6 protein-coding genes (1 of these 6 running past the window's edge) are annotated in these 8,542 nt (G+C 38.3%); 4 read left to right on the plus strand and 2 right to left on the minus strand.

What is annotated here, in order from left to right; all coding sequences use genetic code 11:
* Positions 1 to 504: 504 nt before the first annotated feature.
* The gene (locus CV014_RS18365; RefSeq protein ID WP_236143346.1) at positions 505 to 1,677 is read right to left on the minus strand and encodes a patatin-like phospholipase family protein; all 1,173 of its coding nucleotides are present in this window, start codon (positions 1,675 to 1,677) and stop codon (positions 505 to 507) included.
* A gap of 126 nt (positions 1,678 to 1,803) precedes the next feature.
* Positions 1,804 to 3,123, minus strand: a complete 1,320-nt coding sequence (locus tag CV014_RS18370) for a dihydroorotase (protein ID WP_236143347.1) — start codon at positions 3,121 to 3,123, stop codon at positions 1,804 to 1,806.
* A gap of 214 nt (positions 3,124 to 3,337) precedes the next feature.
* Between CV014_RS18370 and lepB the strand changes: the two genes are divergently transcribed.
* The 4 genes from lepB to CV014_RS18390 all read left to right on the plus strand — a co-directional run.
* Entirely contained in the window at positions 3,338 to 3,982 is a 645-nt protein-coding gene (gene lepB / locus CV014_RS18375; RefSeq protein ID WP_236143348.1) for a signal peptidase I, read from the plus strand.
* Between the two features lie 907 nt (positions 3,983 to 4,889).
* Positions 4,890 to 6,731, plus strand: coding sequence for a two-component system response regulator (locus CV014_RS18380; RefSeq protein WP_236143349.1), 1,842 nt, complete (start codon positions 4,890 to 4,892; stop codon positions 6,729 to 6,731).
* Positions 6,732 to 6,879: 148 nt separating this feature from the next.
* Complete coding sequence (gene ldpA / locus CV014_RS18385; protein WP_236143350.1) at positions 6,880 to 7,995, plus strand: circadian clock protein LdpA; 1,116 nt, start codon at positions 6,880 to 6,882, stop codon at positions 7,993 to 7,995.
* Positions 7,996 to 8,035: 40 nt separating this feature from the next.
* Positions 8,036 to 8,542, plus strand: the start of a protein-coding gene (locus CV014_RS18390) for a R3H domain-containing nucleic acid-binding protein (RefSeq protein WP_236143351.1). Its footprint extends 1,230 nt past the window's final position; the window shows 507 of its 1,737 coding nt (coding positions 1-507); its start codon is at positions 8,036 to 8,038; its stop codon lies off the right edge, out of view.

Raw genomic sequence — 8,542 nt, forward strand, 5'->3', positions numbered from 1 at the left:
TTTTCAGCCACAGCCTTGTTTGAACAATTAGTAATCAGAGAGAGTAGAAATAGGTTTTAAGCAGGTACAAAATAAGTGCATATAAAATTTGTATATGTATAAAACATATTATTCACCGAAATTTGCCCGTTTACTTAACCCTACTTTCCTCTACAGTTCTTTGCTAAAACATCCGGATAGTTAAACACAAAAAAGCTAATGCAGAGAAATTAAGTAATTATTAATTTCTGAATTAGCTGTGTTAGCTGTCTTCGTACTTAAGTATTCCCAAACTCAATTCAGGATCTATACAAGTAAAGTTACTAATTGTTAATTTATCTATGAGTTAAACTGATTTAGAGATTTCAGTATAAAAAGTTATGCTTATATTGAACTATGACTATAGATAGATGAAAATAAAAGTAATTTCACAGAAGTAAAGCTAGTACATATCCGAAGAATTTCAGTAAAAATACTCCGCAATTAGCTTAAAATATTTTTCCTAAAGTTCTTTACGTAAAAATACTAATTAGACTTAATAAAAGCAGCGATCGCATCTTTAACTCTAGGGCCACAATCATTCCGACTGTAATAGGTACACCCCTCATCAATAAATTGGGTTGCAGCATCAATAAATCTTTTTATAGTTTCAGGTCTAGCATCATCCATTTCTTCACTTAATGGACTTTGGGTAAATCTATTGATTCTTTGTTCACGTTCTAAAAGAATGCGCGTGTCTCTATGGCTTTCCTTGTCTTTAGCTTGAAACCTCTCATTTAAATCAAACTGAAGCCGCAAATATCGTTGAGAATTGTATCCACCCATAATTTGACGGCAAATTGTGCTACTGATTTCTGATGTCGGTTCCATAAAGATATCAATTAAATGCTGCGCCCAGTTGATCCCCCGCCAACTTTGGACTTGTTCAAACATGAAAGGTTCACCACTTTGACCCGTACCAATCGACAAAATGGCGATATCCTCTAGATTGACACCCTCTAGTTTATATTCCCGTTTAATGTCTGGTGCGATCGCTGATTGACTCAGCCGCAACACTAAACTTAATGCAGCCAAGGCCGGGTTATTTGCTCCCACTCCCCCATCAATGTGCGGAAATACCCAATCACCAAAGATTTTTTTATTAACTGGTTCTAATTTATATGGTGGAAAAAATGTCGGCGCAGATGCTGATGCTGTACACAACTGCCAAAGATGACATTCGTCGTACCATCTTAACCCCACATCAGGATGACAATTAGTAAAAAATGTTGTGTTCCGGTAAAGGGTATCGTAAGCCAAAATTAAAATTATCTTGTTTTTAATTTCCTGAATACGTTTGTCACCTAACGCGTCTTTTAAGACATCAATTAGTCCTTGATGAGAATATTTAGGTGGTGCAAACGCTTCTAGTAACGGTTGAATCAAGTCAGGAAATTGCTGAAAGCGTTCTTTGCGGTGGCGAGGAAATATTGTCTGACCCCTATCTACATACATTTGTACTAGATAATCACTACTTTTCCCGACAGCAATGCCAGCCGTTAAAATTGATCCTGTAGACGTACCAGCAATCAGGTCAAAATATTCCCATAAAGACTGACCCTTTTGCGCTTGAATTTGTCTCTCTACTTCTTGAAGAATGCGTGCTGTAATTACTCCACGTATACCGCCACCATCCAAACTCAAGATTTTGAAGGACATGGTAGTTTTCCCCTCCGACTAGTCAACAAAAAATCACCCGGCTTGAGTAAGTGCCAGCAATCAGCACTTACTTGGTTAAACTATATATCTATGGTGGCAGTATACGTAAAGTCTAGATGATATTTGCTACACGAAACTTAAAGCTTGACCCCGCACTTGGGTATTGAGTTGACCTTTGTCATACACAATTTGACCCCCCACAATAGTAGTCACAGCCCATCCTGTGAGATTCCAGCCTTCAAAGGGACTCCAGCGACACTTAGTTAATAATTCTTCACGGCGCACAGGGCGATATGTGTTCAAGTCTACGAGGACTAAATCGGCATCATAACCAGGTGCGATCACTCCCTTATTCGGAATACCATAAGCTTCAGCCACAGCCTTAGACATCCAATTGACTACCTGAGCAACAGTACATTTACCTGCCATCGCCGCAGTTAACATCACAGCTAAAGAAGTTTCTACCCCCGGCATTCCAGATGGTGTATTGGGATATTCTTGAGCTTTTTCCTCTAAAGTGTGGGGAGCATGGTCTGTAGCAATAAAATCAATCACACCATCGCGCAAAGCTTGCCAGAGAACTTCATTATCGTGGGGCGATCGCAATGGGGGATTCATCTGTGCTAAAGTGCCAATCGTTTCATAAGCACTGGTATTGAGCATTAAATGTTGTGGTGTTACCTCCGCCGTCACCCAACTGGGTTTATCTTGACGTAATAACTCTGCTTCCTCCGCCGTAGACATATGCAGAATATGTAAGCGACGTTGATATTTTTTAGAAAGTTTTAATGCCAACTGGGTTGCTAAAAGTGCCGCTTGATTGTCTTGGATTTGAGAATGAATGGCAGGGTCATGAATACCTGCAAATTCTTGGCGGCGTTGGAGAATTCTGGCTTGGTCTTCCGCATGAACCGCAATCAATCGCCGACCTTGAGCAAATATCGACTCCAGTAAAGCCTCTTGATCAATCAATAATTGACCGTGCATCGACCCCATAAAAATTTTAATGCCTGGGGTTGGTGATACTGTTAGTAAATCTGGGAGATTTTCTGCCGTAGCCCCAATAAAAAAGCCATAATTAACTAAGCACTTGTTCGAGGCACGTTGTAATTTGTCGTCTAATGTTTCCTGGTTAGTGGTGAGAGGACGAGTATTGGGCATTTCCAAAAAGGACGTGACCCCACCTTTGGCACAGGCGCAACTCGCTGTGAATAAATCTTCCTTATGCTCTAATCCAGGTTCGCGGAAATGCACCTGCGGATCAATAACTCCCGGCAACAAAGTTAAACCTTGTGCGTCAATCTCTATTGCTGGTGTTGTTGTGGCAATTTCTGGTGCAACTTCCACGATGTGGCGATCGCTAGTTAACACGTCCCCCACCATCGCTTCCCCACTGGGTAAGATGATGCGAGCTTGCCGAATTAATATACTTTGGAGTGATGACATCAAACTAACTACGTTCCCATAAACAGCTAAATTTAAGCAGTAACTTGGCTGCAATTAGTCCTGATTTTTGAGATTTTTGTTGACATCAAGGGAAATAACTACCAAAAAAACCTCAGAATCATGACTACGAAATCAAGTTTCTCCCATTAAAATTAACAAGTATAGTATCCCTCAAGAGTTAATTACCGACAATTTTATTTACTTCAATAATTTCATGCAAAATCAAGTGTCTGACAACAACTCTAGTCAACAACCCGATAATTCCTGGATCGCAGAACTAGGCAGAACGGTTATCTTAAGTATTGTTCTCGCCTTGGGTATTCGCACCTTCGTCGCCGAAGCACGCTGGATTCCTTCTGGTTCTATGGAAACAACTCTGCACGGTACTCCAAACCAATGGGAAGCAGACAAGATTATTGTTGATAAATTGAAGTATAAATTTTCCGATCCCCAAAGGGGAGATATTGTAGTATTCTCACCAACAGAAGAGTTACAAAAAGAACAATATCAGGATGCGTTTATTAAGCGGATTATTGCTTTGCCAGGGGAAACCGTCGCCGTTAAAAATGGCAGAGTGTATATCAACAATCAACCCCTGAAAGAAGATAAATATCTTACCGCCAGTCAAAATACTTCTGTTGATGTTTGTCAATCAGGGCCACAACCACCTTTTTTAGCTAAATCCCAAACAATACCTCCTAACTCTTATCTAGTTCTAGGTGATAACCGTAACAGTAGCTACGACAGTCGTTGTTGGGGTGTTGTACCACGTAACAACATTATTGGGCGCGCCGTACTGCGCTTCTGGCCAATCAACAAAATTGGAGAAATTGATAAATCACCTTTATACCCCCAATAATTTATCATTTGAAACGATCAATCGGCGATCGCCATTAAGAATAACAACATCACCCTAAGCTGCTCCTTGAACTCAGTATGAGGGACTTCCAACCAACAATATTCCCTTTTCTAGATTATTGACAATTTTTGCTGTTATTCCTGAAAGCCTTTATTTTTTGGAAGTCCCTAACTATTTATAGTTATATAAAATAGCAGTTATATTAAAAAATTTAATTTTTGTCTTCAAGATAAAATTACAGTAGTTCTCAATTTCATAGCAAATAAATGCCCCTCATCATATCAAGATTTTTGATGGATCAGGTTGTAAAACAAGATTGATAATCTTACTTATTTGCTGTCTTAGTGAATTGTATATAATTTAACTAGTAAATGCTGCCTTACTGAGTAAGGTTGAGGATGTCCTATCTTCTCTCTCTATCAAACATGATAATTTTGACACATTAGTAGCTGCTTAAAAGATGCGTTTCATATTACAGTTGCTTACAATTCGTTAAATACTTAGACAAAACAAGATGATTTAGATACAGTTAATTCATTATATCCCCTGATATAGTCATGGCAACGCATTGTATTACTTGTATAAGATATGTATTGTGTATTTTCAGGTGATATCGAATTAATTATAGTGTTATAACAAAGTTTGATGTTTATAAGCCAGAAGATATGTGCTAAAAATTTAAGCAAATGTAAATAAATTAAGTATGGCTATATACTAATAACAGTTAACTGCTTGATATCTTACGTCATATGTAGTGTTAGTCTTGACCATACCTACTTATGTCACCAATTGGGCTGTAATTTCACCAAAAAGTATACTTGGATACAAATAACAGTCTTAAGGTCTTAATAATTTAGCGAATAAGTATTTATAAAGTGTCGGCAAAGTATGGAACTAACTGGAACAGATGCAGAATGAATTACCTGTGCTGAAAACCAATAAAAAAGACATTTTGATCATTGACGATATGGTTGATAACCTGCGAGTTTTGTCATCAATTCTCACCAGAGCAGGATATAACGTTCGCAAAGCTTTAAACTGGCAAATGGCTTTAACTGCCTGTAAAACAGTATTGCCAGATTTAATCTTGTTGGACATTATGATGCCAGAAATGGATGGTTATGAAGTCTGTCAACGTTTTAAAGCGTGGGAACTCACTGCGGACATTCCTGTAATTTTCATTAGTGCTTTAGATGATGTGTTTGATAAAGTTAAAGGTTTTAAAACAGGAGGAGTAGATTACATCACTAAACCCTTTGAACTCGAAGAAGTTCTAGTAAGAGTGCAGAATCAAATCAAATTAAGAACAACGCAACTAGAACTCATGGCACTTAACTCTGAACTAGATCAAAGAGTAAAACAAAGAACTTGGGAGTTAGAAAAAGCCTTACTTAAATTGCAGCAGGAAATTACGATCAGCCAATCTCTTCAAAGTAAATTACTAGATATAGCTCTCCATGACGCACTCACTGGTTTGCCGAATCGAGTCTTATTTATGAAGAACTTAGAGAAAGCTTTAAATCGTGCCAAACAGGAATATGATTATCATTTTGCTGTGATGTTTTTAGACTGCGATCGCTTTAAAATCATCAATGACTCCCTGGGGCATTTAGTAGGAGATGAATTGCTGATTGCTCTTGCTAATCGTATTCAGCTATGTCTGACACCATCAGATACCCTTGCTAGATTAGGTGGCGATGAATTTGGAATTATTTTAGATAATCTTACAGATATTAATATAGCCTTAGAAATTGCCGAAAATATATTACAACAATTATCTACTAATTTTAAATTATCTATCTATGAAGTCTTTATGAATGTCAGTATTGGCATTAGTTGGGGTACTAAAGATTATGAAAAACCAGAGCATTTATTAAGAGATACTGATACAGCCATGTATCACGCTAAAGCGATGGGCAGAGCTAGATATCATGTGTTCACGCCAGCCATGTACCAGAATGCTATCCATGCTTTAGAAATGGAAAATGACCTCAGAAGAGCCATCGAAAGACAGGAATTCATAGTCTATTATCAGCCCATTGTTGCCTTATCCACAGGCAGAATTTCTGGTTTTGAAGCACTTATACGCTGGAAACACCCACATCGTGGCATCATCTATCCTACAGAATTTATCCCCATTGCTGAAGAAACAGGTTTAATTAAACCGATTAATACATGGGTGTTACAGTCAGCCTGTGAACAATTATGTAGCTGGCAAAATTATCCAGAACTAGCTAAAAATTTAACAATTAGTGTTAACTTAAGCGCACGCTTATTCTATCAATCAAATTTTATTGAACAATTTGACGAAATTATTCAAGCCACCCAAGTTAATCCTAGACTCTTAGAAATAGAAATTACAGAGAGCGTAATTATGGATAATACGGAAGAAATTAAAGCTACTCTGCAAAGATTAAAACAATGCCAAATCAAACTTATTATGGATGATTTCGGCACAGGTTATTCATCCCTCAGTTATCTACATATATTTCCTTTTGATGCTCTGAAAATCGATAAATCTTTTGTTAAACTTATGCAGTTCGATAAAGCAAATATGGGTTTAGTACCAGCAATGATTAGTATTGCTGAGTCTATGGGCATAACTGCCATTGCAGAAGGTGTTGAAACGCCAGAACAGCTAGCACATCTTAAAGATTTGAATTGTGACTTTGCTCAAGGTTATTTATTTTCCGAACCCATAGAGCAAAAATTTATAATTGACTTTATTAATTCAGCACCTCAATGGTAAGTTATAGCAATCTCAACAAGTAAGAAACAACAAAATTGATTGAATTTCTGGATTTCATTACTGTTAAATTAAACCCAAGCATTCATTAAACTGGACTTTTGTTATATTCAGGCTTTTATTTTTCGTCAAATAAAAGCATAATAGAAATGTGAATAATTTGTTAGCACCTTTACAATCATTAACCAAAGGTAACTGGTTCAAACTTATTTGCGGAGCTAGTTTCCAACATCTCCCCACAGTCAGAAGTTTAACAATAGCCTATACTTTGGCTGGTGCTGACTGTATAGATGTTTCAGCTGATCCAGCAGTTATTGCGTCCGTGCAAGCAGCTTTACAGGTAGCAAAAAGCTTAACAGGTGATGCCCAAGAGCGCGGTTTTAATTACAAAGGTAATTTACCATTCCTAATGGTCAGCTTGAATGATGGAGAAGATCCTCATTTTCGCAAAGCCGAATTTGATCAAACTCAATGTCCCCAAACTTGTCATAGACCCTGTGAAAAAATCTGTCCTGCTCAGGCAATCATCTTTAACCGTACAAAAGACAATTTTTCAGGAGTTGAATCCCAAAAGTGCTACGGTTGCGGACGTTGTTTGCCCATTTGCCCATATGATATAATTTATACAAAATCTTATATATCAACACCAACAGCGATCGCACCATTAGTAATATCAACGGGGGTAGACGCATTAGAAATACATACAAAAGTAGGGCGTTTAGCCGAATTTCAGCAATTGTGGCAAGTAATTTCACCATGGGCAGCACAATTGAAGTTACTAGCAATCAGCTGCCCTGATGGAGAAGGATTAATCGAATATCTCCAGTCCATCTACAATCTGATTTCCCCCCAATGCCAACAAATCATTTGGCAAACTGATGGTCGTCCGATGAGTGGTGATATCGGTGATGGCACCACCTTAGCAACTGTAAAATTAGGTCACAAAGTATTAGCTGCTAATTTACCAGGATATGTACAGTTAGCAGGTGGCACTAATAGATATACAGTTGCTAAGTTAAAAGCAATGGGACTTTTAAACAGTGCTGATCAAGCAGGAACAAATCGGCACTACATCGCTGGAGTAGCTTATGGTAGCTATGCTCGTGTATTAATCTCGCCCATTATTGAGCAGCTAGAAACCAAGGAGGTGAACCCAAATAACCTTAAGGCAAATATTCACCTGGAAGAAGAACCTGAGTTACTCTGGCAAGCCGTAGAGCTTGCATATTCACTCGTTTCCCAGATCAAATCACAGCAGGAGCGATAATCGCTCGTTAGTTATCTCTAAAAACGTCACTATAGAAAGCATGACGATTACAGACGATCTCCAAAAGTTGTTAGAAATTTTGCCCCAAGACTTGCAAAAAGCACTAGAGAATCATCCCAAAATTGAAACTTTAGTAGAAGTAGTCTTGGATTTGGGTCGTCGTCCAGAAGCTCGGTTTCCTAATCAAGCCGAGTATCTGAGCGAAACACCAGTCACTCAAGCACAGATAGATGATTGTATTCAGAGAGTAGGAACATTTGGTGGAGATAATCGAGCAGGAATTGAACAAACCTTGCATCGAATTAGTGCCATCCGCAACCGTAATGGCAAGATTATTGGCTTGACTTGCCGTGTGGGTCGCGCTGTGTTTGGCACCATAGGCATGATTCGTGATTTGGTGGAAACTGGTAAATCTATTCTCATGTTGGGAAGACCAGGTGTAGGTAAAACAACTGCCTTGAGAGAAATTGCTCGCGTTTTAGCAGACGAATTACAAAAACGTGTGGTGATCATCGACACATCCAATGAAATCGCAGGAGATGGTGAT

Source organism: Nostoc sp. CMAA1605, assembly GCF_021596505.1.
Taxonomy (GTDB): Bacteria; Cyanobacteriota; Cyanobacteriia; order Cyanobacteriales; family Nostocaceae; genus Trichormus.

What these genes read in the sequence shown, in the direction of transcription:
- CV014_RS18370 (WP_236143347.1), bottom strand. Translation starts at nt 3,123, where the DNA reads ATGTCATCACTCCAAAGTATATTAATTCGGCAAGCTCGCATCATCTTA.
- CV014_RS18365 (WP_236143346.1), bottom strand. Translation starts at nt 1,677, where the DNA reads ATGTCCTTCAAAATCTTGAGTTTGGATGGTGGCGGTATACGTGGAGTA.
- CV014_RS18380 (WP_236143349.1), top strand. Translation starts at nt 4,890, where the DNA reads ATGCAGAATGAATTACCTGTGCTGAAAACCAATAAAAAAGACATTTTG.
- lepB (WP_236143348.1), top strand. Translation starts at nt 3,338, where the DNA reads ATGCAAAATCAAGTGTCTGACAACAACTCTAGTCAACAACCCGATAAT.